Raw genomic sequence first — 25,730 nt, forward strand, 5'->3', positions numbered from 1 at the left:
AAGAAGTGAATCATTATTTACATTCTTCTTAAATAATCCCCGGCTTTATCCGCTGGCAAAGGTTTACTGAAATAGTATCCTTGCATAATATGACAGCCCTTCCCTAGCAAATATTTGAGCTGAACATTTGTTTCGACCCCTTCTGCAATGACATCCAAATTTAGAGAATGAGCCATTGCGATGATGGCGTTGACGATTGGATTTTCCTTTTGCCCCTGCCCGATTTGTTGTATAAACGAACGGTCGATCTTTATTGCATTGACAGGAAGTCTATTCAAATAATAAAGAGAGGAAAAACCTTTGCCGAAATCGTCCAGATGAATGTGCACACCTAATGATTGGAGCTTTTGAATAATTTTTACTGCATGTTCAAAATCTTTTATGGCCGTTGTTTCCGTTATTTCGATGACAAGCGAAGAATACGGCAGCTTGTATTTTGAAATCGATTCCTGGACTTGATGAACTAAATCACTATGAAAAAATTTACGTGCCGACATATTGACCGCAATCGTTAATTGTTTATTACTAAATTCCTCCTGCCAGCATTTAAGCTGTTTACACGCTTCATCCAATCCTAAGCTTCCTATCAATTCAATCGTATTATCTTCTTCAGCCAACTCAATAAATTCTGATGGGGAAAGAAACCCTTTCTCCGGGTGATTCCATCGAACTAAAGCCTCAAATCCGATGGTTCTCCTTTGAATGATGTCAACTTTTGGCTGATAATATAAGACAAACTCGTTATTGGCAATACCGCGCCACAGCTCCTGCTTCAGGAGAAAACGTTCGTAATGATGCTCCATAAAAGATTGATAGAAGCGATATGTGCTTTTCCCATCCTTTTTTGCCTCATACATGGCTAAGTCAGCATGATGGATCAGTGTGTCTGCATTGTGGCCATGCTCAGGAAAAAAAGAAACTCCTATGCTTACTGTGATAAACACAGCATTTTCTCCTAAAATTAGTGGATATTGAAGCTCATTGACAAGGTTTGCAGCTAAATTATAAACTTGATCCTTTTCTACATCTCTCAGCATGATGACAAATTCATCGCCGCTATTGCGGCAAAGAAGCGCGTTTTCGTTTTTCATTATGTCTTTTAATCGTTTTGCAAATTTGACTAACAGCTCGTCTCCCTTCTTATGCCCGAAAGAATCATTGATCATTTTAAAATTGTCAATGTCAATAAAGAAAAAGCCTCTTTTTATTTCAGGATGTTTTCCTATTTCTTCATCAACCATTTTTCGAAAAGTAGCCCGTTCTAATAAATTAGTCAACGAATCGTAGTGTGCCAGCTTTAATAATCTTTTTTCCTTTTTATTCCTAGCTATTTCCTTTGCGGTCCGATCCCTAAACAAGCGAAAAATCGTTTCGGCTTTCTCCTTTGTCTCCGTCGTCTCTATGTTTATAATAAAAATGAGCCCAATGATCTCCCCTTTGCTGCTTTTAAGAGGTATTTCCAAATAACCGGCGCCTTCTATATCTCCCTTTATTCTAGAGAATAACTGGTGAATAAATTTTTCGTAAAAGCTCGCTTCCTTTAAAGAACTTTCCAAAGCTAGTATTGGCTGAACATCTCCATCAGACAAATTTCCGTTTCGATACATTGCTAGTACATTTATTTTTGAAGATGTTTCGTCCACTTCTCCGACAAGGACTATTGGCGCATGTAATGTTTCTGCAATATACTTAACAAGGGAGCGAAAGTATTCTTCTCCAACATGATTCAGCACTTCAACAGCCCGTATACCCAGCACTCTCTCAATCTCTTCCAGAGCTTCGTGTCTTTTCATCCCCACTACGATACCCTCCACATAATACGATTCCATTTTCAAGCACCTTATACAGAAAATAGAAGTTACATTTATAGTAATAAAATACAGGAAATTTGTCATCTGATAGATGACAAAAAATAGCTAAAAAGAAGGATAAAAAGCATGCGTTTGGTTAAACTTCAAATAAATTTTGTCAGCAGCAAAAGTGACAAACTTGACTTTTCTTTAAATTGAGACTCGCAATGATAACGCTTTAAAATTTAAAATGTAGAAACATTATTCTAAAAAAAATAAAAGGGGTGAACACAATGGCAGAATCAAATATTAAAGTAAAAATACAGAGATTCGGCAGTTATTTAAGCGGAATGATTATGCCAAATATCGGTGCATTTATTGCGTGGGGACTCATCACTGCGTTATTTATACCGACTGGTTGGACACCAAATGAAGCTTTAGCAAAACTAGTGAATCCGATGATACAATATTTGTTGCCGCTTCTAATTGGTTTTACCGGCGGACGCATGGTGTATGATCTGCGCGGAGGAGTTGTGGGTGCAACCGCAACGATGGGAGTAATCGTTGGAGCGGACATTCCCATGTTTTTAGGTGCCATGATAATGGGGCCTCTTGGTGGGTATATTATAAAGCAAGTGGACAGACTGTTCCAAGGAAAAGTTAAATCCGGATTTGAGATGCTTGTCAACAATTTTTCAGCTGGTATTGTCGCCGCTATTTTAACGATTATTGCTTTTTTAGGAATCGGCCCGATTGTCGTAACTTTGAGCGGCATTTTGGCAGGCGGAGTTAAATTCATTGTCGATGCCAACCTGCTTCCGCTCGCAAGTATATTTATTGAACCCGGAAAAGTGCTGTTTTTAAATAATGCGATTAATCATGGAATTTTAAGCCCGCTCGGAATTGAACAAGCAGCAGCAACAGGCAAATCCGTTTTATTTTTGCTTGAAACGAATCCAGGGCCAGGTCTAGGAATTTTGCTTGCCTATATGCTGTTTGGAAAAGGAAATTCAAAACAAACTGCTCCTGGTGCAGCCATTATTCACTTTTTGGGCGGAATTCACGAAATTTACTTCCCTTATATTTTAATGAGACCATTATTAATTTTAGCTGCTATTGCCGGCGGAGCGAGCGGAGTGTTAACATTCTTACTTTTTGATGCCGGACTTGTGGCAGTGCCTTCGCCGGGAAGTATTATTGCATTAATGATTATGACTCCAAAAGGACATTATATAAGTGTGTTGGCTGGTGTTATTGTTGCAACTGCTGTTTCATTCCTCATCTCAAGCATCATCTTAAAAGCAGCGAAAGCAGACAGCAAGGAAGACTTATCAGCAGCAGCAGAGAAAATGCAGCAATTAAAAGGTAAAGAAAGCAAAGCAGCAGAAATGCTCACAAATCAAGCGCAAAAAGACAGTGAAGATGCCGAGCTGCAAGAAAATGAATTAGACAATGTCCAAAAGATTGTTTTTGCTTGTGACGCAGGCATGGGATCCAGTGCAATGGGCGCTTCCATTTTGCGAAACAAAGTCAAAAAAGCTGGGTTAAATATCGAAGTAACAAACACTGCCATCAACAATTTGCCTGATGACGCAGACATTGTATTTACACATAAAGATTTAACAGATAGAGCAAAAGCAAAGCTTCCAAATGCAACACACATTTCTGTTGAGAATTTCTTAAACAGCCCTAAGTACGATGAACTGCTAGAAAAATTAAAAGAACAGTCATAAGCAGATTGCACAGCTGTGCACTTTAAAAGGGGTGAATTCCATGTACTTGCGGGCGAGAGAACGGGAAATCATCGAATTAATGCTGCAGGAGGACCGACACATTTCCACAAAAGAGATCGCTGAACGATTAAACGTCAGCTCAAGAACAGTTCACCGGGAGCTTAAAAATATAAAAAAAGTGATAAAAAAATATGGTCTTTATATTGACAGCCTGCAAGGAAAAGGAATTCGCTTATTCGGTCCATCGCTGCGGAAACAAAATTTATTAAAAGATATCCGATCTGGAGAGCACACAGACTTTAGCCAAGAAGAAAGAAAAGTGCTTATCCTATGTTCACTTTTAGAGGCCAGCGAGCCTCTAAAACTGTTTACACTAGCCGAAAAATTAAACGTCACTTCTGCAACCGTAAGCAATGATTTAGATCAAATCGAAGAATGGATTGCTCAATTTGATTTGAAGCTCATCCGAAAAAGAGGATACGGAATAGAACTCATTGGACCAGAAAATGGAAAGAGGGCTCTCCTTGGAAACATTATAATGGAGAAATTGGATGAAAAAAGTTTTTTGCAAGCAATTGAAAGGCAAATAAAAGAAGAGAAAAATGAAAAAAGGGAAAAAATTTTTGAAATCATTGATGAAGAAAAAATAAAAACGGTTGAAGGAGTACTTGAAAATTTTCGGCAAACCATTTTATTTTCTATTGCGGACAGTGCCTATATTGCTCTTGCAGTCCATTTAATGCTGGCAGCGGAAAGAATCCAAAAAGGCGAAACGATCGATATCGATCCTCAAGTTTTTCAAGAATTGAAAGGCACAAAAGAATTCGAATCCGCCCGCGTGATCGTCAAAGAATTGGAAAAAGCCTTTCAGATCAAGTTTCCTGAAGCGGAAATCGGCTATGTCACGACTCATTTATTAGGTGCGCGCAGAAAAGAAGATAAAGATTTTTCCTTCTTTGATGTAGATGTAGACATTTCAAGAAAGGTCCATGCGCTCATTGAATTTGTTTCCAACAAAACCGGCTTTCCCTTGACGGAAGATCAATCTTTATATCAAGGGCTGGTAGCCCATTTTGTCCCTGCTATTACACGTTCAAAAGAGAAGATTCATACGCACAATCCTCTGCTGCAACAGATCAAAACAAAATTTTCCGCCCTTTTCGCGTCTGTCGAAGAAGGGGTAAAAAAAATCTTTTATGATCTTCATTTATCAGAGGATGAAATTGGCTTTCTCGTACTGCATTTTGGCTCCGCTTTGGAATCAAAGATGGAGAATATTTCGCTGCAGGGATTAGTTGTTTGCCCCAGCGGAATCGGTTCTTCCAAAATGCTGGCAACGAGACTTCGCAAGGAATTTCCTGAAATAGAAAACATTCATATTGCTTCTCTTATTGATTTAAAAAGGCTGGATATCAGCCAATACGATATTATTATTTCAACTACCGATCTTCCGTATCGTCATGTGCCATATATTACAGTTAACCCGCTGTTAAATGAGCATGATATCGCCAAAATAAAAAGGTACATGAATGAAAAGCTGACAGAATTCAAAAGAATTGAAAACAATGTTCCGGGCATTCCTTTCCGGAAAAATCCTTCAAACGATATGATTCACATCATCGATCAATTTTTTGAACTGGGCGATATTATCAAAACAGTTTTGCTCCATTTCAATGTGAGCTTGCTTGAAAATACAGGACAGCATAAAAAAAATCTTTTGGAAATCGCCCGCACATTGCATAAAGAAAAATTGATCACAAATGATGAATCCGTTGCGAAGAAGCTTTTGGCGAGAGAACAAAAAGGAGGATTGGGAATTCCCGGGACAAAAATTGCTTTATTTCATTTAAAAGATGAAGAAGTATTGATTCCTTTATTTCGTATTTATGATTTGGACAAAGCGGACAACGTCCTCGGAATGGACGGAAATGCGATGGAAATCAGCCGGATATTGCTGCTTTTAGCTCCTGAACAGCTAACTCAAAATAAGCTGGAAATATTAAGCCAAATCAGTTCAGCTATTATTGAAAGCAAAAGCAGTTTAGCATTATTTGAAAGCGGAGATGAAGCAGCTGTCTATCATAAGCTGAATGAGATTTTCCATCGTTATATGAAAGAAAAATTTTTTAATTGGAGTGACTAAGATGAAGCAAATATTAACAGCAGAGAATATTGTTTTAAATGCAAAAGTGGACAATCAGGAGGAAGCTATTAAATTAGCTGGAAAGGTTCTTGTGGAAAACGGCTATGTGAACGAACATTATATCAGCAAAATGCTTGAAAGAGAACAAATCACTTCCACATACATGGGAAACCATATAGCTATTCCTCATGGAACAGAAGAAGGAAAAAAAGACATTTTATCATCAGGTATTTCCATTATTCAAATTCCTGAAGGCGTAGAATATGGAGAAGGCAACATTGCTAAAGTAGTGTTCGGAATTGCCGGAAAAGACAACGAACATTTGGAGCTCTTGTCGAAAATCGCCATCCTTTGCTCAGAGGAAGAAAATGTTGACCGTATAATCAATGCAGCAACTAAAGAAGAATTAATCAATTTATTCAATGAGGTGGAATAAACATGATCGCTTTGCAGTTCGGCGCTGGAAATATAGGAAGAGGATTCATCGGCGCTCTTCTAAATCAAGCTAACTATGAAATATATTTTCTTGACGTGAATGAAAATCTAATCTCTGAGCTAAATAAAAGAGGAAGTTATATCATCGAATTAGCCAGCGAAAAAAAAGAAACAATCACCGTCACAGGTGTAAAAGGAATTAACAGTGCAAAACAAACTGACAAAGTTATCGATCTCATTTGCCAAGCTGACTTAATTACAACGGCTGTCGGTCCAAATATTTTAAAAATCATTGCACCGACAATCGCTTCAGGACTTAAGGAACGATTTAAACAGTCAGTCCAGCCTTTAAACATTATTGCATGTGAAAATATGATCGGCGGCAGCCAATTATTAAAAGAAGAAGTGGGCAAATCGCTTACAGATGAAGAAAAACAAAAATTGGATCAATATGTTGGCTTTCCTAATGCAGCTGTCGACCGCATCGTTCCATTACAAACCCACGAGGACCCTTTAAAAGTTTCTGTTGAACCATTTTTTGAATGGGTCGTGGAAAAAACAGACATAAAAGGAAGCTTGCCAAATATTCAAGGAATCACCTATGTTGACGACTTAAATCCATATATTGAGCGCAAGCTATTTACTGTCAACACTGGACATGCTACTGCAGCTTATTTAGGCTATTTCAAAAATATAGAAACAATCGACAAAGCTGTATTGGACCCGTTTGTCCGCCCAATTTTAGAAGGCGCGCTAGCTGAAACCGGCGACATGCTGGCGAAAACTTATCATTTTGATCGTTCCGAGCATCAAAAATATATCGATAAGATTATCTCTAGATTTGAAAACAAACAAATTTCCGATCATGTCACTAGAGTAGCCAGATCACCTATTCGCAAGCTTGGCGCAAACGACCGATTAATTTTACCAGCAAAAAGATTAATGGAATTCGGTCAAAAACCTGAAAATCTTGCAACAGCTGTAGCAGCTGCGCTATTGTTTGACTATAAAGAAGACCAAGAGGCAGTCGAATTGCAAGAAATCATTAAAACAAAAGGAGCAGCTGCAGCTTTGAAGCAGTACAGCCAGCTTGACGAAAACGACCCGTTAACAAAACTAATTCTTGAAAAATATGAACAGCTCATCAAATTGAAATAATGTAAGCAGGATGGTTCATTCTGCCTGTTTAAACACCGGGGCTGTCCGATAAGTCCCTAAAATGAAGCAAGTGGAGAAAAACAATTCGTTTCTCTCCACTTGCTTTTATATTTTTTCGATTTTTATCTGAAAGTAGCTGGCGGATGCCGGCTACTTTCAGGAAGTTGTGGGCTAATGCCACAATCCCGTCAATCAAATGTAATGAACAAGAAAACATATTCATCATTCACAATCAATACTAAAACTATACAAAGAAGGCTGACTCAACATCGCTGAAAAGCAATGTGTTGAATCAGCCTTTTACTTTTGATTTCTCCGATGCTCTCGCCATGAATTGGAATATATGATAGGAAGATGCTGCGCTTTTTCCAAGGAATATACGTAAACAAAACCTTCTATATTTTGCCGGCTATCCTTGACCCAAACACGCTCATACTCATTATTCGGCCGGCCTTCTAAAAAATCCTCCAGCAAATCCATTTGCCTTAATCCTTCTTCTGTCACAATGAGCCATTCACCGGCAACTTCGTCTTCTCCTTCATCAAGAACAAGCGCTGGATAATCTCCTACATCATACAGTCGGCCTTTCACATGCCCCTTTTTGCAAGAGATTAAATAGGGCTCTACAACATGATGATTTGCTTCGCCGACTAACAACGTTCCATACACAAAAACTTGATAAAGCATGTCAGCTCACCTCAAAAAGTTTAATCCGGTCAGTGAACATCGACACGTCAGTTGAAAAGAGTGATTTCCCACCTCAAAAATTCATAGCCGGTCAGCGGGACTATGAAAGCTAGTATGTAAAAAAATTTATTCCTAGGCGGCAAATCAATTGAAAAGAGCTACCGCCCCCACCTTAAAAAACATAACCAGCTAAGCAAGACCATGAAAACTGACATGTATAAAAATTTGTTCCCTAAGCGGCAAATGCACCGATAAACTAATTGAAAAGAGCTACTACCGAATAATTTTCATAATCATCCGATTCAATACTTCGGAAAACACTAGTCCCATGGCGATGGCTCCTGATATGATAAAAGCTTTAGCTGCTAGTTCAATCGCCATAAAATAGTCTTGCTCGACGACATGGCGCATGGCATCGTACGCAATCCCTCCTGGGACAAGCGGAATAATTCCTGGGACAGAAAAAATGATGATCGGTGCTTTATACATTTTCGCAAACAAGTGACTAATGAAGGCAACAAGAAGCGCTGAAATAAATGCAGCGATAATTAAATCCATCTTAAAATGAATCAAGAATAAATACGCAAGCCATCCAACTGCTCCCGCAATTCCGCATGCAAATAACGTCTTTTTTGGTACATTAAAAATAATTCCAAATGCAAATGCTGCAATAAAGCTTGCTGCAAGTTGTGACAGCATGACAACAATCCTTTCAATTAATAAATCGATAAAACGATGGCAATTCCTGACCCGATCGCAAAAGCTGTTAAAAACGCTTCAGCTCCCTTTGATAATCCAGCCACTAAATGTCCTGCCATTAAATCGCGGACAGCATTCGTGATATGCAGCCCCGGTACAAGCGGCATGACAGAACCGATAATAATTTTATCTAAATCTGTCCCGATGCCCAGCTTCACCTGCCAAATGGCTGTAAATCCAATGACAAACGATGCTAGGAACTCTGAAAAAAATTTAATTTTAGCAAAACGATGAACATAAACTAAAAATGCAAAACCTAAGCCGCCTGAAATCATGGCAGGAACAAAATCTGCCCACTTTCCTTGAAACATGATTAAAAACCAGCCGCTCAAGATGGAAACGGAGGTCAATTGCAGCCAAACTGGATATTCAGGTTTTGATTCGTCTATTTGCTTCAGTTCCAGCAAAGCTTCATCAACAGATATTTCACCCTGCGCCATCCTTCTAGAAATGTTGTTCACCATCGCAACTTTATTTAAATCTATTGTCCGTTCCAGCACACGTACAAGTTTTGTCTGTTCCATTTCGTCAATGGAAAATATAATTCCAGTGGGCATAGCAAAACAATGAGACTGCTTTACACCAAGCGATGTAGCCATCCTCTGCATCGTATCCTCAACGCGGTACGTTTCCGCTCCATTTTCAAGCATAATTTTACCAGCTAGCAAACAGGCTTCAATAATCTTGTTGGAATTTAATTGCACGCTAATCTCTCCAATAAACTTCATTTCCTATTATTATATCCAAGTCTTTTGGTAAGTGAATGGCAAAACGATTCAGCCTTTTATAGGTCTTTAAGTATTAAATCTTAGCACCTCATCGACCAAATGCTCAAGCTTTTTCTTCTGATCAATTTGGGACATCACCGCGTAAATCAGCGCTCGCCGCGGAACAGAAGATTGCAATTCTTCCTTTAGAAAGGATAGCAATTCCTTTTGCTCCTCATCTGCCGATTTTTTTATTTTATCAATTTGATTGAAAAGGGATTCCTTTTTCTTTTTCCGATTCAAAGCCTCTTCCGGCTCCAGCCTTTCTACTATATCCGGATCAAATAGCTGATCCTTCGCTTTCACAACATTTTCCGCTATTTTTTCAATTCTTCTCAACGAATAAGCGATTATGCTGTTAATTTCTATTTCTGCTCCGGCAGTGACAGCGAAATGAATGGCGTTTTGAACCATTCCATACAACAACACGGCCAAATCAACCGAATACGGACGTATTTGTTCCCCGAATACTTCGGCAATCCTCTTCTGTGCCCAGCAAAGTTCATCAAAATGATACTGTTGTACCATTTCTTTAAGCTCTTCATCTTCTGACATCAGCACACCATAAAACAGAGCGAATAGTTTATTTTCTTTACTGATTTCCATCTTGACTTGAATTTGTTCGATAAACGCGTTTTTATCGTTTGCTTGCCTGCAAGCCAGCACTTCCATTCTCCGCTGATCTGTTTCCATTTTAATCTTTTCAAAAATACTAATTAATAGTTCTTTTTTCGATGAGAAATAATTATAAAATGTCCCTTTCGATATCCCGCTTTTATCTAAAATGTCTTGAATAGATGTTCTCACAAATCCCTTTTCAACAAAAAGAGCATGCGCCGCTTCCATTACTTGTCTTTTTCGATCGTTCAATTTGACTGCACATCCTTTATGATTGAACTCAAAAATAAAGTTATTGTTGATTTTTTTATACTATCAGTATATATTATTATTATCTTTTATAACAACAGTATAAAATAATATACTATAAGTACAAGGAGGATTCTCGCTTGACCAATCATGAAACATTAAACAAACCGCCTTATGGGATGATTGCCATTTTATTTGTTGGTGCCTTTGTGTCTTTTGTTAACGAAACGTTTCTAAATGTTGCACTTCCATCCATTATGAAGGATTTTGAAATATCTCCTTCATCCGCGCAATGGCTGTCAACAGGCTACATGCTGATTAATGGGATTTTAATTCCTGCCAGCGCATTCTTGTTGCAAAAGTTTACGAATCGCCAACTATATTTAACAGCAATGAGCTTGTTTACAGCCGGTACAGTGCTAGCTTCACTTTCGCCGACATTTGGCGTGTTATTGGTTGCAAGAATGTTTCAAGCGGCCGGTTCAGCGATCATGGCTCCCTTATTAATGAATGTCATGCTTGTCGCTTTTCCTGTTGAACGGCGCGGCACAGCAATGGGATTTTTTGGACTCGTAATGATCACTGCGCCAGCGATAGGGCCAACGCTATCCGGATGGATTGTTGAGCATTATTCATGGCGTACATTGTTTGACATTGTTATTCCGATCGCTGCTCTCACACTCATCCTTGCAATCTTTAAATTAAAAAACATTTTGCCGCAAAAACAAATATCTTTGGATATTTTATCGCTCATCTTATCAAGCATCGGGTTTGGCGGCATTTTATACGGGTTTAGCTCCGCCGGGGAAAAAGGCTGGGATTCCGTTTATGTATATGGAACCATTATTGTCGGAACGATCAGCTTAGTCTTGTTTATTGTGCGGCAATTAAAAATGGAAGAGCCTCTTTTGCAATTTCGAATTTATAAATATCCGATGTTCGCCTTATCATCCGCTATTTCGATCGTCCTTTCGATGACGATGTTCTCAGCGATGCTGCTTATGCCAATATATATTCAAACAATTCGCGGCATTTCACCTTTTGATTCCGGACTTTTAATGCTGCCGGGAGCAATCATCATGGGAATTATGTCGCCGATAACAGGAAGGCTTTTTGATAAATTTGGTGCTAGAGCGCTCGCCATTATCGGCTTATCTATTACCATTTTTACAACATATGAATTCAGCCACTTAACAATGGATACATCCTACAGCTTTTTAATGCTTATGTACTCATTAAGAATGTTGGGAATGTCGATGGTGATGATGCCCGTCATGGCAAACGGAATCAATCAGCTGCCGCAAACTATGAACCCGCACGCTACAGCGATGAACAACACGTTGCAGCAAGTTTCAGGAGCTGCTGGTTCAGCGCTGCTTGTCACGCTCATGCAAAATAAAACGGAGTCGGAGGCGGAGCGATTGGCTCAAGCCGCAGCGGGTGATCCAGCTAAAATGGCCGATATTATGAATGAGGCAATGCTGAATGGAATCAACTTTTCTTTCAAAATATCATTGTTAATTGCACTGATCGCCCTCGTTCTCACTTTCTTTATCAAACGGGCAAAACCTGAAGGAGAAACATATTTAAAGCAATCCGCATCATAAAATAGAAAGCCTCTAGACGAAGTTCATAAGTCTAGAGGCTTTTTCATTCAAAATATCTAGATTTTCCAGCCGGAATTAAAAGGCAGCTTCAACAGCAGCTGAACATTTCATACCTATTTACTTATCATCAACCCTCTTATAATCAAAAAGCTGCAGAGACTGCTTCAATAATATGTTCTGCATCAGAAGTTGACATCCGATACAGTTACCCCATTTTTCTTTTGAAATCGCCTTGCCGCATGGAAACAAATACGGTTTGATCAACATTCTATTTAACCTGTCATTTTCTTGTTTAGCCGGAACATAACCTTCAATTTTTCTCTGCTGATTTTACAGCGCTTCCCAAACAGCGGCGATTCCTTGCCCACCGCCAATACATGCGGATACAGCACCATATTTTTTGTTTCGTCTTTTTAATTCATAAATAAGAGTTGTCGTGATTCTTGTTCCGCTTGCAGCAAGAGGATGTCCTAGCGCAACCGCTCCCCCATTTACATTTCCTATTTCAAGATCAAAGCCCAATTCTTTTTGGCATGCTAAATATTGCGCAGAGAAAGCTTCATTGATTTCAATTAAGTCCAAATCAGAAATCGTTAAATTTGCTTTCTTTAATGCATTTTGAATAGCTGGAACCGGACCGATCCCCATATACTTCGGTTCTACTCCTACAACATCCCAGGAAACAAGGCGGGCAATCGGTTTTAACCCCTTTTCTTCTGCATAATCACTTGATGCAATGACAACAGCAGCTGCTCCATCAACCATACCGCTTGCATTTCCCGGCGTGACAACACCATTTTCAATAAATCTAGGCTTTAATTTACTAAGCTGCTCCATGCTCGTATGGCGGATATGTTCATCTTGATCAATAATGATGTCTCCTTTTTTCCCTTTCACAGTAACCGGTACAATTTCTTCTTTAAAATACCCTTTTTCTCTCGCTGCAATCGCACGCTCATGGCTAGATAAAGCATGACGGTCAATTTCTTCCCTCGTTAAATTATATTTGACAGCTAAATTTTCAGCTGTTTCAGCCATTGTGCAGCCGCCATACGTATCATATAGTCCATCCCATAACCAGTCTTCTACAACAGGCGAACCTAGAGGACTTCCCCATCTCATACCGCGAATGACATGCGGTACTTGACTCATATTTTCCGTGCCGCCAGCCAGCACAACATTTGCTTCTCCCGTTAAAATGTAGCGGGCGCCTGTTAAGATTGCTTCAATCCCCGTCCCGCATAAACGATTAATCGTTACGGCAGGAACTTCAATCGGGGTGCCGGCTTTTAATCCAACATGTCTTGCTAAAATGTGTGCATCTCTACTTGATTGCTGAACGTTTCCAAACACAACATGATCAATTTCATCAGGCGAAATATTAGATTTTCGAATAGCTTCTTTAGCCGCAAATGCACCTAAATCAGTCGCAGTAGTGTTTCGAAATGATCCAGATATTTCAGCAAATGCCGTTCTTGCTCCTTCCAGCAAAACGATATCTTTCATTTTATTCACTCCTCTAAACATTTCGGTATTCCAGCAGTTCCTTTGCATGTATCAAATATTTCTGATGCGTTAGCGCATAAAAAAGCGTTTTCATTTATCAGAATAATGAAAATTATTTACACGCTCATTATAAAATTACGAAAATTAAATAACAATGTTAAAAATACTTAAAAATCAAAGGAGAATTCAGCAAATTTGCGTATAGATGAACTAAACGTCAGGTAAAAACGGTTTTTCAAAAACAACCGCTGGATTGTTAATGAAGTAAAAAATGGAATGATGTCAAAATAAGTTGGGGTGAATATTTTCGATCATTTGCTGAAAGTATGATGGTTGCCGAAGAAAAAACAGTAGTATTGGATCTTGAAGAATTAGAGATACATTATATTCTAGAAAAGAAGAATTAATTATTAAACCACTCTGGAATGTACAATTTAAAAATGGTAGAAACCCGGAAAAGAAGATGGCACCTTATCTTATGGTACTAATCCGGACGTGTTGTTTTTAAAAACCAATCATCGAATATTACATTTCTCGCTTTAGGAAAAGGACAGGTCATTTTTATGTTCGAACGTTCTGGTTGTTCGATTATTTTTATGGCGCTTTCTTTATATCCCTTTTCCAGCTTGGTTCTTTCGTTTTGAGAAATAGCGAACTTTTCATGAGTTAACCTCTTTTGTTTCTACTAGAGTTCTATATAGAGGCAGCGAATGCATTCTTAAATGGTTCTGTAAAATATAAATAAATGAAAAATTTTAGGTTCATCACCAAAAGATGTACTTGATTTTTACGTTAAAATGTGATAGAGGTCTCTAGACGGACACGCAAAGTAAAACGCTGGATATTTCGATACCCATATCCTCGCCTTTTGATCAATTTTATTTTGTTGTTGATTCCTTCCATTGGACCATTTGAGTAAGAAAAAACGATGCAAGAAAGCACTGCGTCTCTTCGGGTGATGAGTGCCTTGGCAATACTGCGTACGGCGGCACAGTCGCTAAAAAGGTACCGGTCAAACCATTGGGTCAAACGAGTTTCGGCTTGCTTTCTTGTTTGGCTTTTGGATACGTAACGGAAATGTTGAAGTGCTTGATAGACATCACGTAAATAAGCACTTTCTTGGCACCATTGTCGAACTTCCTGTCTCTCTTCTTCTGTTAATTTTTCTGGACGTTGGCTTAACAATCGGCACACGCGGCGAACGCTTCCATGTTTGGTTCCGCCTTTGGCAAGGTATTTGCGACAACGTTCCAGTGCATCGGTGAATAACTGAATCACATGGAAGTGGTCAAGAACATGGATGGCTTTTGGACATACCTTTTCAATGGCTTTTCTCATGGCAGGAGCCAAGTCGCTGACAACATACTTCACTTTGGAGGCGACGGGTTGAAGCGCCTCCACAATGGCTTCTTCATTTTTTCCAGAAGCAATGGAAAGGACATTCCGAGTCTGTGTGTCCATCACCGCTACTCCGTAATCATGTCCCTTTCGGAAAGCGAATTCATCCACACATACTACTGTAGGATTCGATGTTGGTAAAAGAGCCGGGGCATATTGATAAAACCAGCGTTCTACTGTCGTATAGGCGAGTTGTAACAAGCGAGCGACTTCTTGAATCGTTTTTCCGATGCATAACTGGGCGACCCAATGTTGAAACGATTCCGTCGCGATACTGTGAGACGGAAGTCCCGGATAAGAAACGGTGAACGTCAGAAAACAGGCTTGGCAACGCCGTCTTTCTATGGGAAGTTCAATCCAAAATAAACCGACCGTATTTGTATAGCCATGAATCCATTGTTTTCGTTTCGATGATATTTTGGTTGTCCGTCCGAAGCAAGTCGGGCAGATCGGACAATGAGGAGGGAGGGAAAGTTCAAAAATCCATCGTTCTCCCTCTTTTCGTTCTCCATGAATAAGAAAGCCTGGTAAAGTGATCAAATCTTTGATAAACTGAGATTGCATGCGAAATTTCCTCCATGGTTGATGGTTTGGTCACCTTTACCATACAGGAAATTTCGCATTTTTTGTACCCTTGATCAGAAAACAACCTGATTGTCAAGTACATTTTGTGGTGAAGAGCCAAATTTTACTTGGTGTGACAAAAAAAGGGAGGTAAAATGAATATTAAGTAATTGCAATATATTGTATAGGTTTAATAAAGAATTGGTGATTAAAATATTTAACCATACCTGAAAAAGCAGTTTTCGTACTTCTAAAGAAGGCGAAATATTAAAGAAAATAATACATGATGAAGCCTTTTTTAGTTGGATTAGAAGTAAAGACGAGTTTTATCTAACCTGCTAAAGAGTTTATTTTGATCTTAAAACTCAGCTTACTTCTCTTCCCAGCTAGACTACTAGATACTTCATATTTCTGATGGATTTAACAGCTTTTAATCGAAAAAAAGGATCATTATTTTTGAAAGAAGGTGCGAAAATGATTAAAGAGCTTCATCGTTCTTTAATGGAAAATTTCGAACAATTGGTTTCGTGGAGAAGATATTTGCATCGGCATCCTGAGCTTTCTTTCCAAGAAGAAAATACACCAAAATTTATTGCAGAGAAGCTTTCCTCCTTTGGGATTGAGGTAAAAACCGGAATCGGCGGAAATGGAGTTATCGGAATGATTAAGGGAGGAAAAGAAGGAAAAACCATTGCCTTCCGCGCTGATTTTGATGCGCTTCCGATCCATGAAGAGAACGACTCTCCTTACAGATCGTCCGTAAAAGGAGTTATGCATGCCTGCGGCCACGACGGACATACAGCAGCTCTCCTCGGGGTTGCAAAAGTATTAAGTGAAATCGATCGCAGCCGTTTAAAAGGCAACATCGTATTCATCTTTCAGCACGCGGAGGAAAAACCGCCCGGCGGCGCCAAGTTTATGATTGAAGATGGATGCCTGGACGATGTTGACCTTGTATTTGGCGCACATGTTTCCACTGATATTCCGTACGGCAAAATAGGCTTACGGGAAGGACCCGTTATGGCTGCTGTCGATGCATTTACGATTCAAATAAAAGGAAAAGGAGGCCATGGGGCCCGTCCGCATGAAACAGTAGATGCTCTTGTCATCGGCAGCCAAATTGTGAACTACTTGCAGCAAATTGTCAGCAGACGCGTGAATCCGATAGATTCAGCTGTTGTGACAGTTGGTGTGTTTCAAGCTGGAACAGCTTTCAATGTCATTGCAGAAAACGCTAGAATAGAAGGGACAGTAAGAACATTTAATCCAAACGTTAGGAAGCAAATTGAGGAGGAAATCAGAGCGATTGTTCAAGGACTATGCCAAGCTTCGCACGCAAGCTACGAAATTGATTATTTAAACGGCTATCCTCCAGTTATCAATCCTAGAAATGAAACCGAACAATTGCGAGCCATTATTAGCGAGACGTATGCATCTGACTGTTTTTATAATTATCAGCCGTCAATGGGAGCAGAAGATTTTGCATACTATTTAAAGCATAAACCAGGTGTTTATTTTCATGTCGGTGCAAGAGGAGACGATCCAAAAACTCATTATCCTCATCACCATCCCCGCTTTGACTTTGACGAGCGTGCGCTTCTCGTCTCAGGGAAAATATTTTTAAGTATTGTCAATCATTATCTTTTACAATAAAAAAATGATGTCAATTAAAAGTGGTGCAACAAATTCGAAATGTACATTGAAACAACAATAATGATGATTTTATGTAGCGAAACTGTCAACAAGCAAATGCACATTCTGTTCAGCCGCTTCGATCCATACGTTAAAGAAACGCAAACAAAAAATGCGAAATTTTGTACGCAAAATAATAGTTTACAAGGAAATGCAGGTTTTCTGTTATAAGGAGAAAACCTGCATTTTCAATAAATTTTTGAAAACAGCTTACGTACATTTTTCGCGTTTTATTTCTATATTTCTTGAGAGATGTTTTTGGTGTATAATAATGTTCATTGAGCTTAAAATTTCCCATTGGCGAGCTACTCGCCTGGGACTTTTATTTTTTTCTTTTCCGGTGTGTTACTCCATTTGAAAATCTTATTTAAAAACTTGTAAATATTTTTGCTTTCTTTCGCAAGTAGCGGTCCTACGATCGCTAAAATAAGAACATAAAGGGCAGTAAAAGGAGTTAAAATGGGATTTAATCCTGCTGTAATCCCTAAATTTGCAACAATGATCGAAAATTCTCCACGAGCCATAATGGTTAAACCAATATTGGTAGAAGCTTTATGGGATAGCCCCGCTTTCCTCCCCGAAATCATACCAGCTACAAAGTTCCCAGCAATTGTGAGTGCGGCAGCGCCTAAAGCTAACCAGATCGCACCAGCTAATGTTGATGGATCAATACTCAATCCAAAGCTGAAAAAGAAGATTGCGCCAAAGAAATCTCTAAACGGAACTACCATATGTTCAATGCGGTCTCGATAGTCAGTTTCTGAAAAAACTAGACCTAACAGCAATGCGCCAATCGCTTCTGCAACATGAAGGGTTTCTGAAAACCCAGCAACAAAAAACAATGTAGCAAATATAACAATAATGAAAATTTCGTCAGATTTAATATTCAACCATTTATTTAATAAAGGCGAACCTTTTCGTGCAATGAAAAAAAACAGCAGCATATAGCCAACCGAAATAAGAACAGAGGTAATGATACCGAGGACAGAAGTAGAGCCGGCAAGCAAGACACCTGACATTGTGGTTAAAAATAAAGCAAGAAAAATGTCGTCAAATAAGATGATCCCAAGGATTAACTCTGTTTCTGGATTTGCTGTTCTTTTTAAATCAACAAGGACTTTGGCGACGATTGCACTGGAAGACACGCTGACAAGCCCAGCAATAATAAGAGTCTCCATCCATGGCATCCCGACGATAAATCCATATAAAAGGCCTAAAACAAAATTGATTGCTACATAAAGACTCCCGCCTACCACAATATTTCGGCCTGATTTCATCAATTTTCCAACAGAAAATTCCAAACCTAAATAAAAAAGCAAAAACAGAACACCAATGCGTCCTAAAAATTGGATAATTTCTTTACTTTCAATAAAGGTTAAGTCGATAATCCCAATCGTTGGGGCATGCGGGCCAACAAGCATACCTAGGACAATCAGGAAAGGGATAATGGAAAATTTAAGCTTATTTGCGATAATAGCTGCAATTGCAACAAGGACAAGTGCTGTACCAACTTCAAAGACTAAATGATCCATCTATAAACCTCACTCCTTTCCTTTGTTCGATAATAAGTTGTTAACTAGTTGTTTTAGTTGGTTTCGTTCTCCTGAAATTACTAATGTATCGCCTGCCTCAATCACCGTATCCGGACCTGGGTTGTGTGTCTTCTTTGTCTTTTTTTTCTTAATAGCAATGACCGTAACTCCATAATTGTTTCTTATATCAATCTCACCGATCGTTTTATTCACAACTGGTGCACCAGGTTCTACTTGATACCATTCAATAATTAAATCATCAAACGCAAAGTCAACGGTTTCTAATGCTTTAGGTTTATATGCCATTCCGCCTAAAATTCCAGCAATTTGTCTTGCTTCTGAGTCATCAAATGTGGCAGTACTTAAAACCTCATCATGATCATCTGAATCAAAATGATAAATTTCTCTCCGTCCATCATCATGGATGACAATAACAAGCTTATCTTGGTTCTTTGTAATAATTTCAAACTTATATCCAATTCCCGGAAGTTCACTTTCTCTAATATTCATGCAAAAATTCCTCCTTATAAATGTTTTAAATGAATGGATTAAGGTTGTTGAATATTAAAGGTTTACATCAATTTCCGTTTTAATTTTTTCATCTTTCGAAATTCCTAGATATTTGAGTGTTTCAGAAGGAGACGAATGGTGAAAATATTTCTGAAGCAAAGAAATGGCGACTCCTCGTTTATAGGCATGAAATCCAAAGGTTTTACGCATAGAGTTCGTTCCAATTTTCCCTTGTATGCCGACCGCTTCTGCGGCACGATGGATAATGCGGTAAGCCTGTTGACGCGTGATGGGCTTTTTCGTTTTCGCGGACTGGAATAAATAATCTTCGCGGTTCAATTGTCTCGATTGGATATAGTGGAGAATCGCCCTTTTTACTTTTTGGTTGAGATACACTTCCTTAGTCGTTTTAGATTCTTTATGTGGAAGCAGATAAAAATCCTTTATGTAGCCGTCATCCCCCAAAACATCTCCTACTTTTATTTCCAATATTTCTGTGATCTTTAAACCGGTATTGATGCCAAACACAAAGAGTACATAATCTCGCTCTGAATGCTTTTTTAAATATCTTTTCATGGCATTGATTTGTTTTATATCTCTTAGAGCTTCAACATATTCCATATAGTTATTCCCCTTAATCCACGTTACTTAATACTATTATATACTATTATTATGTAACACGCAAACAAAGCTTTGGATTTTAAGACGAAAATAAGGGATAAGGTAAACAAACTGTTTTTTTTTATGTTTAGCTGTTCTGTTATTCCTAAAAAAGAGGAATTTTAATATGTAATCCTGCCCGTTTCAAGCCTTCTTTAAACAATTTTGCATACAGTATTTTCTTTATTCCATTTCATAGGAAACAATTTAGGTACCTGCTTTTTATCTTGCACTTTTATGAATTTCGCTTGAACCTCATCGCTTCCCAAATTTCGAGTTGCACCTTTGTCCTTTTGCGGCATGCCCTAAGCCCATATTGTGCGCCATTAAAATAATCGTTTTTGCTCAATATCACAAAATCATCAAGAAAAGACTGATCTATTTTTAGAAAGTCGGCTTATTGACGCCCCCATTAATGTTTTAGAAGCGTTGATATATCGGTGTTTATGATTTTTTGTTTTCAATGGCGATTTGACTTTCTAAGACAGCCCCCAAAGTCATCACAACCAAGCACAATTGAAAGAAACAGTTATGCTATACTTTTATATAAAAAAAATGACTATTTTTCATTCTGTTTGTGGCACATGATAAAGACGTTTTGGACTGGGGTGAAAAGCCAATGCACATAAATGGAATAGAAGTGAAAGGTAAAGTTGTCGACAGACAATCTCGTTGCAAGCATTACCATAAAGATGTGGATATTATTGCAATCAAATTTTATTGCTGCCAGACTTATTATCCATGTCATAAATGCCATGAGGAAGAGGGATGCGGAAATCCACAAGTTTGGCCCAAAGCCTTGTTTGATGAGAAGACGATTTTATGCGGCCATTGCGGGAAAGAATTGACTATTAATGAGTATTTACACAGTGCCTATCAATGCCCGAACTGCAATGCGCAGTTTAATCCAGGCTGTGGACTTCACCGTCATTATTATTTTGAAACTTAAAAAATTCATTTCAAAACGCATTACAAAAAGCCATTTCAAACTTACATTTATCTAAAGTTTGAAATGGCCCTCATTTTTTAAAATAGACGTGTGTTACATACAATCTCAAAAACTAACTAAATTTTAAACTGCTGTATTAATCGATCAAAATCCATTGCTTCTTTATCCAAATGTTTTGCTGAATTTGCTACTTCCTTCATAGAAGAATTAGACTGTTCAACAGTAGCTGTCACCTCTTCTATTCCAGCTGCAGATTCTTCTGATACAGATGCAATACTTTCAATGGATTCTCCCATTTTTTTCGTATTGTCAAGAACACTGTTAATCGATTCTGACATACCGCGAATTTTATGCGAGACTTTTTTAATGGTCTCTTTTAGCTCATTAAAGATATCACCTGTTTTGGAAATAGTTTCCGTACCTTCTGCTACGTTTCTATAGCCATCCTCCAATGAAATAACAACATTTTTAGATTCAGTTTGAATGCCTTGAATGATAGAAGTAATTTCCGAAACAGAGGAAGCTACCTGTTCTGCAAGCTTGCGCACTTCATCAGCGACAACTGCAAAACCCTTTCCATGTTCTCCTGCTCTCGCAGCCTCAATCGCAGCATTCAACGCTAAAAGGTTGGTTTGATCGGCAATTTCTTGGATGACGTTAATTAATTTGGCAATATCGTTTGTTTTTGTATCTAACCCTTTTACCATAGCGAGTGAACCTTGAATTTTCGCATCAATTGATTCCATTTTTTCGATTGATTTTATCATTGCCTGACTGCCATCCTCCGTCAGAGTAAGCATGGAGTCTGAAAATGTCTGCACTTCTTGTTGATTTTTTAATACATTTGTTACGATCGATTCAAATTCATTCATCTGTTCTAATAGCTCTGATGCAGAGTTCGCTTGTTCTTCAGCACCGCTTGATAATTCCTGCATGGTAGAAGCAATCTGTTGGCTGCCTTGCTGAACCTCTTCGGAATATTGTGACAGCGTTCTGCTTTGTTTGCTTAAATTGCCTGAAACATTTGTCATATGTCCAATAATCTGATGCAAGTTTCCTTTCATTTTATTCATAGCATTGATTAATTGGCCGATTTCGTCTTTACCGTCATAAATGACTGCATGACCTTGCAGGTTCCCGTCTGCGATTTGATTCGCCATTTTTACTGCTACAAGTAAATTTTTCCTTATCGTCCGTGTAATAAGGAAAACCACTGTTACCCCAAGAACGATTGATAAAAGGACAGATAAAACCAATATGAGTAGGCTGTGCTGCATAACATTGAATGTTTGATTGACAGCTACAATGCGTTCTTCCTCTACGACCTTTGTCAATTGATCTAGCTGAGCAACTGTTTCTGTACGCAATTCAGCGATTTGTTCTCTTAACTTGCCGATTTCTTCCTTGTTTCCACCCTTCAAAGCCGGAACTAGCTGGTTTAAAAACAGATCATTAATCATTTCCTTGTTTGTTTCAATCTTTGCTAATAAATCCCGTTGATTTTTAGTCTCCAGTTGAGACTCTATTCCCTTCTTTTTGTCTTCATACTCCTGCATACGATCATTAAACTCTTGCAAGTTTTTTTCATCCATTGTATTCATATAATCGCTAACTCGAATATCAGCAGCCCTGAAAAGCGAAGCCATTTCCGTTATATGTACAGCCTTTTCTCCTCTACGGTCAATTTGTTCAATGTTGTTTTTTATTTGAAAAAATTGGTTTCCTATAATAATAGACGCTATAATAAATAATCCCACTGTTACGATCAAACCAATTGAATATTTCCAGCCAATATTTAAATTTTTATACATCCGTATCATAATAATCCCCCTCGTACCTTCTTATGTAACTTTTTTTCTTTTTCTAGTTGGAGGTTACACATCGGCAAAGAACGTATGGAATCACTAAAATGAAAGCGGCAAAGCAGGAAGCTATTTGAATATAGCCGTTGCAAAAGAGCCGGAAAATACTAAAAAGAAAACAGGTAAACCAGAAAGCACTTAAGCTGCCGCATAGCCAAAAATCTTTCTATTTTTAGCACCGACTAAAATATAAAAACAACCATTTCGGGAAAAATGCAATATAAAATCTTTCCGAATGGCATCACGAATAAGAAGCAAGCCGAATGCTAACCAAATAGATAAAATATTTTACCTTTAGAAGCTTATATTCATTATCGTCTCACCTCTTTTACAAGCCATTGGAAACTCCCCCTAAACCAGCCTCTGATTCATGCAATGCTAATTTCTCTTGCATTATGACAAAAGCACTAGTATATGTTTCATTTTAAACCTTTACAAAAATATTTTCATTAAAAAACTTAAGGATTACAACAAACTTGGGCAATAAGGCACTCAACACAAATTATTGTGAAATTTCAATCTCTTCACATATCTAAAAAGATGTGACAATTCAGACATGTATAAAGCAAAGGGGGATATGGAGTATTTTAACCCACGCATCCGTATTGGATGCGACTCAATGTTTTATCTAAACTAAGTGGGATATAAAGATTTCAATCCACGCATCCATAAAGGATGCGACTACAAGCGGAGATCGCAAAAAAAGTGTCCTTGACGATTTCAATCCACGCATCCATAAAGGATGCGACAGTTACAAAAATATCTCGGTACGCCGGTTGATGGATTTCAATCCACGCATCCATAAAGGATGCGACATCAAGATGTAAGATTGTTTTTCGATCTTATAAATATTTCAATCCACGCATCCATAAAGGATGCGACTGATTTTTTTTACAACTGACTTGAAACGTAGAATTATTTCAATCCACGCATCCATAAAGGATGCGACGCGGCAATGCCGACGATACAAGGGATTATTGACGATTTCAATCCACGCATCCATAAAGGATGCGACTCAACATACATAAAATGACAAAATTTAACCTCTTATTTCAATCCACGCATCCATAAAGGATGCGACAAGTAGCGAATAAATTAATTAAAAGAAAGGAGGTATTTCAATCCACGCATCCATAAAGGATGCGACACTATTAACGGAATGATCGTTCGTGACGATAGAATTTCAATCCACGCATCCATAAAGGATGCGACAACATTTCATCACCGCCATGTTCGTGATACCTGCATTTCAATCCACGCATCCATAAAGGATGCGACGTCAGGGAAATTGTGTGTTTGAAATCTTATCGTTAATTTCAATCCACGCATCCATAAAGGATGCGACATTGATCGACATTGCGCTAGATATGAACGATAGAATTTCAATCCACGCATCCATAAAGGATGCGACGTCAGGGAAATTGTGTGTTTGAAATCTTATCGTTAATTTCAATCCACGCATCCATAAAGGATGCGACATTGATCGACATTGCGCTAGATATGAACGATAGAATTTCAATCCACGCATCCATAAAGGATGCGACGCGTCGAGTATCGGCAATGTTGAGTACGATAGTTGATTTCAATCCACGCATCCATAAAGGATGCGACTCAACTCTCCGGTATGCTCGTGATTTCCTTTCGCAAATTTCAATCCACGCATCCATAAAGGATGCGACCTAATATATCCGCCAACACTCCGATTGATAAAGTCATTTCAATCCACGCATCCATAAAGGATGCGACCGAGCGTTAAATCTCGAAGTGCCAGACGAATATTTATTTCAATCCACGCATCCATAAAGGATGCGACCGCTTGCTTGGGAGATTGCTCGGAAAGGACAAAAATTTCAATCCACGCATCCATAAAGGATGCGACTCTCAGAGGTCGTATTTTTGACGGTAAGAGTTAAATTTCAATCCACGCATCCATAAAGGATGCGACATATAATGGCAATACTTGTTCCATCATCAACCGATTATTTCAATCCACGCATCCATAAAGGATGCGACAAGATACATACAGCTTTAGAAATCACATCAAAAGAATTTCAATCCACGCATCCATAAAGGATGCGACCTAGAGATGTTATAGGCTCTTGCGTTGTAATAAACAATTTCAATCCACGCATCCATAAAGGATGCGACGGCAACAAAGGCAGTATGGTAATTCGAGCGTTGCAATTTCAATCCACGCATCCATAAAGGATGCGACGCTGATTTGAAAAAGACCTTGCAAGTTGCAGAAGTATTTCAATCCACGCATCCATAAAGGATGCGACTTATCCATATATTCAGCGATACCTATTTCATCATCATTTCAATCCACGCATCCATAAAGGATGCGACGTGTTTCATCTACAAAAATGGTTTAAAAATAACGATTTCAATCCACGCATCCATAAAGGATGCGACCCACCAATTGCACCGGCTGCGGTTCCGGCTATAGATTTCAATCCACGCATCCATAAAGGATGCGACTCAAGAAAGGCATCGAGCTGATGTTTGAAGCTGTATTTCAATCCACGCATCCATAAAGGATGCGACAAGGAGATCAAAGCTCGTTTAGACGAAATTGGCATTATTTCAATCCACGCATCCATAAAGGATGCGACGGATCGTAGACACCGAGATAATGCGCTGCATCCGTATTTCAATCCACGCATCCATAAAGGATGCGACATATGATGTGGACCGAAAAGCAACAAATAGAAGGTATTTCAATCCACGCATCCATAAAGGATGCGACATATCACGATAGGTGAGCCTTTAGTAACTCCTAATATTTCAATCCACGCATCCATAAAGGATGCGACCAGAAAATGCTAAAAAGGACTTAAAGCCTTATAAATTTCAATCCACGCATCCATAAAGGATGCGACCTCCAGGTATTGAAAATATGAATAGATATGAATTTATTTCAATCCACGCATCCATAAAGGATGCGACATGTTTTGATATTGCTTTAATACTCATACCATCAAATTTCAATCCACGCATCCATAAAGGATGCGACATTAGTTGGTGCAGTACCAGCAACTGATGCATTTGTATTTCAATCCACGCATCCATAAAGGATGCGACACAGCTAAAGCTACAGCCGAAAATACA

18 protein-coding genes and 1 CRISPR repeat array (1 of these 19 running past the window's edge) are annotated in these 25,730 nt (G+C 38.6%); of the genes, 7 read left to right on the top strand and 11 right to left on the bottom strand.

Annotation, left to right across the window (positions count from 1 at the left end; all coding sequences use genetic code 11):
* Positions 1-17: 17 nt before the first annotated feature.
* Entirely contained in the window at positions 18-1,793 is a 1,776-nt protein-coding gene (locus NSR00_RS10605; protein WP_340789220.1) for a putative bifunctional diguanylate cyclase/phosphodiesterase, read from the bottom strand.
* A gap of 290 nt (positions 1,794-2,083) precedes the next feature.
* Here NSR00_RS10605 and NSR00_RS10610 point away from each other — a divergent pair, with 290 nt between their 5' ends.
* Genes NSR00_RS10610 through NSR00_RS10625 form a run of 4 tightly spaced genes read left to right on the top strand, consistent with a single transcriptional unit; the run spans position 2,084 to position 7,259 of the window.
* Positions 2,084-3,523 (top strand): PTS mannitol transporter subunit IICB, encoded by a 1,440-nt coding sequence (locus NSR00_RS10610; protein ID WP_340788649.1) that lies wholly within the window; start codon positions 2,084-2,086, stop codon positions 3,521-3,523.
* A gap of 40 nt (positions 3,524-3,563) precedes the next feature.
* The gene (locus tag NSR00_RS10615) at positions 3,564-5,666 is read left to right on the top strand and encodes a BglG family transcription antiterminator (RefSeq protein WP_340788652.1); all 2,103 of its coding nucleotides are present in this window, start codon (positions 3,564-3,566) and stop codon (positions 5,664-5,666) included.
* Between the two features lies 1 nt (position 5,667).
* Positions 5,668-6,102, top strand: coding sequence for a PTS sugar transporter subunit IIA (locus NSR00_RS10620; protein ID WP_063386826.1), 435 nt, complete (start codon positions 5,668-5,670; stop codon positions 6,100-6,102).
* Between the two features lie 2 nt (positions 6,103-6,104).
* Positions 6,105-7,259: a mannitol-1-phosphate 5-dehydrogenase gene (locus tag NSR00_RS10625; RefSeq protein ID WP_340788656.1), complete on the top strand. Its 1,155-nt coding sequence runs from the start codon at positions 6,105-6,107 to the stop codon at positions 7,257-7,259.
* Between the two features lie 300 nt (positions 7,260-7,559).
* On the opposite strand, the gene NSR00_RS10630 is transcribed toward NSR00_RS10625, so the two are convergent.
* The 4 genes from NSR00_RS10630 to NSR00_RS10645 all read right to left on the bottom strand — a co-directional run bounded on the left by NSR00_RS10630 (position 7,560) and on the right by NSR00_RS10645 (position 10,342).
* Positions 7,560-7,946, bottom strand: a complete 387-nt coding sequence (locus NSR00_RS10630) for a gamma-glutamylcyclotransferase family protein (RefSeq protein WP_066250059.1) — start codon at positions 7,944-7,946, stop codon at positions 7,560-7,562.
* Between the two features lie 273 nt (positions 7,947-8,219).
* Positions 8,220-8,645 (bottom strand): threonine/serine exporter family protein, encoded by a 426-nt coding sequence (locus tag NSR00_RS10635; RefSeq protein ID WP_340788659.1) that lies wholly within the window; start codon positions 8,643-8,645, stop codon positions 8,220-8,222.
* A 17-nt stretch (positions 8,646-8,662) separates the two neighbouring features.
* Complete coding sequence (locus NSR00_RS10640; protein ID WP_063386830.1) at positions 8,663-9,433, bottom strand: threonine/serine exporter family protein; 771 nt, start codon at positions 9,431-9,433, stop codon at positions 8,663-8,665.
* A gap of 66 nt (positions 9,434-9,499) precedes the next feature.
* Positions 9,500-10,342 (bottom strand): TetR/AcrR family transcriptional regulator, encoded by an 843-nt coding sequence (locus NSR00_RS10645; protein ID WP_340788664.1) that lies wholly within the window; start codon positions 10,340-10,342, stop codon positions 9,500-9,502.
* 176 nt (positions 10,343-10,518) lie between these two features.
* On the opposite strand from NSR00_RS10645, the gene NSR00_RS10650 reads away from it, so the two are divergent.
* A complete protein-coding gene (locus tag NSR00_RS10650; protein ID WP_340789222.1) occupies positions 10,519-11,946 on the top strand; it encodes a DHA2 family efflux MFS transporter permease subunit in 1,428 nt (475 codons plus the stop codon).
* Positions 11,947-12,276: 330 nt separating this feature from the next.
* Here the strand turns inward: NSR00_RS10650 and NSR00_RS10655 are convergent, their stop codons facing one another.
* Positions 12,277-13,452 (bottom strand): acetyl-CoA C-acetyltransferase, encoded by a 1,176-nt coding sequence (locus NSR00_RS10655; RefSeq protein ID WP_063386832.1) that lies wholly within the window; start codon positions 13,450-13,452, stop codon positions 12,277-12,279.
* Positions 13,453-14,244: 792 nt separating this feature from the next.
* Positions 14,245-15,414 carry an ISL3 family transposase gene (locus tag NSR00_RS10660; protein ID WP_021292746.1) on the bottom strand — a complete coding sequence of 390 codons (1,170 nt, stop codon included), beginning with the start codon at positions 15,412-15,414 and terminating at the stop codon, positions 14,245-14,247.
* Between the two features lie 474 nt (positions 15,415-15,888).
* Here NSR00_RS10660 and NSR00_RS10665 point away from each other — a divergent pair, with 474 nt between their 5' ends.
* The gene (locus tag NSR00_RS10665; protein ID WP_066250069.1) at positions 15,889-17,067 is read left to right on the top strand and encodes a M20 metallopeptidase family protein; all 1,179 of its coding nucleotides are present in this window, start codon (positions 15,889-15,891) and stop codon (positions 17,065-17,067) included.
* A 344-nt stretch (positions 17,068-17,411) separates the two neighbouring features.
* Here the strand turns inward: NSR00_RS10665 and NSR00_RS10670 are convergent, their stop codons facing one another.
* The 3 genes from NSR00_RS10670 to NSR00_RS10680 are packed head-to-tail and all read right to left on the bottom strand — an operon-like array spanning position 17,412 to position 19,769.
* Positions 17,412-18,638, bottom strand: coding sequence for a cation:proton antiporter (locus NSR00_RS10670; RefSeq protein WP_144598418.1), 1,227 nt, complete (start codon positions 18,636-18,638; stop codon positions 17,412-17,414).
* Positions 18,639-18,647: 9 nt separating this feature from the next.
* A complete protein-coding gene (locus tag NSR00_RS10675; RefSeq protein WP_066250077.1) occupies positions 18,648-19,148 on the bottom strand; it encodes a cation:proton antiporter regulatory subunit in 501 nt (166 codons plus the stop codon).
* 54 nt (positions 19,149-19,202) lie between these two features.
* A complete protein-coding gene (locus NSR00_RS10680) occupies positions 19,203-19,769 on the bottom strand; it encodes a tyrosine-type recombinase/integrase (RefSeq protein WP_094244430.1) in 567 nt (188 codons plus the stop codon).
* Between the two features lie 658 nt (positions 19,770-20,427).
* On the opposite strand from NSR00_RS10680, the gene NSR00_RS10685 reads away from it, so the two are divergent.
* Entirely contained in the window at positions 20,428-20,757 is a 330-nt protein-coding gene (locus NSR00_RS10685; protein WP_340788667.1) for a CHY zinc finger protein, read from the top strand.
* 116 nt (positions 20,758-20,873) lie between these two features.
* Here NSR00_RS10685 and NSR00_RS10690 read toward each other — a convergent pair whose 3' ends face one another.
* Positions 20,874-22,577 (bottom strand): methyl-accepting chemotaxis protein, encoded by a 1,704-nt coding sequence (locus tag NSR00_RS10690; RefSeq protein WP_340788669.1) that lies wholly within the window; start codon positions 22,575-22,577, stop codon positions 20,874-20,876.
* Positions 22,578-23,203: 626 nt separating this feature from the next.
* Positions 23,204-25,730: a CRISPR direct-repeat array (repeat unit 32 nt; unit sequence ATTTCAATCCACGCATCCATAAAGGATGCGAC); it runs 371 nt beyond the window's last position.

It is taken from the genome of Aeribacillus sp. FSL K6-8394, assembly GCF_038008865.1.
Taxonomy (GTDB): domain Bacteria; phylum Bacillota; class Bacilli; order Bacillales; family Aeribacillaceae; genus Aeribacillus; species Aeribacillus composti.

Bases quoted from the DNA above. Each gene is read 5' to 3' on its own strand.
- NSR00_RS10665 (WP_066250069.1), top strand. From the start codon at position 15,889: ATGATTAAAGAGCTTCATCGTTCTTTAATGGAAAATTTCGAACAATTG.
- NSR00_RS10620 (WP_063386826.1), top strand. From the start codon at position 5,668: ATGAAGCAAATATTAACAGCAGAGAATATTGTTTTAAATGCAAAAGTG.
- NSR00_RS10615 (WP_340788652.1), top strand. From the start codon at position 3,564: ATGTACTTGCGGGCGAGAGAACGGGAAATCATCGAATTAATGCTGCAG.
- NSR00_RS10675 (WP_066250077.1), bottom strand. From the start codon at position 19,148: ATGAATATTAGAGAAAGTGAACTTCCGGGAATTGGATATAAGTTTGAA.
- NSR00_RS10605 (WP_340789220.1), bottom strand. From the start codon at position 1,793: ATGAAAAGACACGAAGCTCTGGAAGAGATTGAGAGAGTGCTGGGTATA.
- NSR00_RS10690 (WP_340788669.1), bottom strand. From the start codon at position 22,577: ATGATACGGATGTATAAAAATTTAAATATTGGCTGGAAATATTCAATT.
- NSR00_RS10650 (WP_340789222.1), top strand. From the start codon at position 10,519: ATGATTGCCATTTTATTTGTTGGTGCCTTTGTGTCTTTTGTTAACGAA.
- NSR00_RS10630 (WP_066250059.1), bottom strand. From the start codon at position 7,946: ATGCTTTATCAAGTTTTTGTGTATGGAACGTTGTTAGTCGGCGAAGCA.
- NSR00_RS10680 (WP_094244430.1), bottom strand. From the start codon at position 19,769: ATGGAATATGTTGAAGCTCTAAGAGATATAAAACAAATCAATGCCATG.
- NSR00_RS10660 (WP_021292746.1), bottom strand. From the start codon at position 15,414: ATGCAATCTCAGTTTATCAAAGATTTGATCACTTTACCAGGCTTTCTT.
- NSR00_RS10610 (WP_340788649.1), top strand. From the start codon at position 2,084: ATGGCAGAATCAAATATTAAAGTAAAAATACAGAGATTCGGCAGTTAT.
- NSR00_RS10635 (WP_340788659.1), bottom strand. From the start codon at position 8,645: ATGCTGTCACAACTTGCAGCAAGCTTTATTGCAGCATTTGCATTTGGA.
- NSR00_RS10655 (WP_063386832.1), bottom strand. From the start codon at position 13,452: ATGAAAGATATCGTTTTGCTGGAAGGAGCAAGAACGGCATTTGCTGAA.
- NSR00_RS10685 (WP_340788667.1), top strand. From the start codon at position 20,428: ATGCACATAAATGGAATAGAAGTGAAAGGTAAAGTTGTCGACAGACAA.
- NSR00_RS10670 (WP_144598418.1), bottom strand. From the start codon at position 18,638: ATGGATCATTTAGTCTTTGAAGTTGGTACAGCACTTGTCCTTGTTGCA.
- NSR00_RS10640 (WP_063386830.1), bottom strand. From the start codon at position 9,433: ATGAAGTTTATTGGAGAGATTAGCGTGCAATTAAATTCCAACAAGATT.
- NSR00_RS10625 (WP_340788656.1), top strand. From the start codon at position 6,105: ATGATCGCTTTGCAGTTCGGCGCTGGAAATATAGGAAGAGGATTCATC.